The following is a 919-nucleotide window of genomic DNA, read 5'->3' as shown; positions in this document are numbered from 1 at the left end:
CGATCGTATCGTAGACCCAGGCCTTAACTGGCGTCCTCGTTTTATTGATGAATACGAAGCGGTTAACGTACAAGCGATTCGCTCACTACGTGCATCTGGTCTAATGCTGACGAAAGATGAAAACGTAGTAACGGTTGCAATGGACGTTCAATACCGAGTTGCTGACCCATACAAATACCTATACCGCGTGACCAATGCAGATGATAGCTTGCGTCAAGCAACAGACTCTGCGCTACGTGCGGTAATTGGTGATTCACTAATGGATAGCATTCTAACCAGTGGTCGTCAGCAAATTCGTCAAAGCACTCAAGAAACACTAAACCAAATCATCGATAGCTATGATATGGGTCTGGTGATTGTTGACGTGAACTTCCAGTCTGCACGTCCGCCAGAGCAAGTAAAAGATGCGTTTGATGACGCGATTGCTGCGCGTGAGGATGAAGAGCGTTTCATCCGTGAAGCAGAAGCTTACAAGAACGAAATCTTGCCGAAGGCAACGGGTCGTGCTGAACGTTTGAAGAAAGAAGCTCAAGGTTACAACGAGCGTGTAACTAACGAAGCATTGGGTCAAGTAGCACAGTTTGAAAAACTACTACCTGAATACCAAGCGGCTCCTGGCGTAACACGTGACCGTCTGTACATTGACGCGATGGAAGAGGTTTACACCAACACATCTAAAGTGTTGATTGACTCTGAATCAAGCGGCAACCTTTTGTACCTACCAATCGATAAATTGGCAGGTCAAGAAGGCCAAACAGACACTAAACGTAAATCGAAATCTTCTTCAACCTACGATCACATTCAACTAGAGTCTGAGCGTACACAAGAAGAAACATCGAACACGCAGTCTCGTTCAACAGGTTCACGTCAAGGGAGATACTAAGAATGCGTAAGTTAATGATCCCTGTACTGGTAATCG

The 919-nt window shown here is 45.6% G+C and carries 1 protein-coding gene; it reads left to right on the top strand.

The features are described from left to right. Positions 1 to 883, top strand: an 883-nt coding sequence (hflK, locus tag R7E78_RS25100) for an FtsH protease activity modulator HflK (RefSeq protein WP_318058469.1), incomplete at its 5' end; no start/stop codon positions are given. Positions 884 to 919: the final 36 nt, after the last annotated feature.

Source organism: Vibrio sp. YT-19(2023) (assembly GCF_033337395.1).
This window is presented reverse-complemented; position numbering and strand designations above follow the sequence as displayed.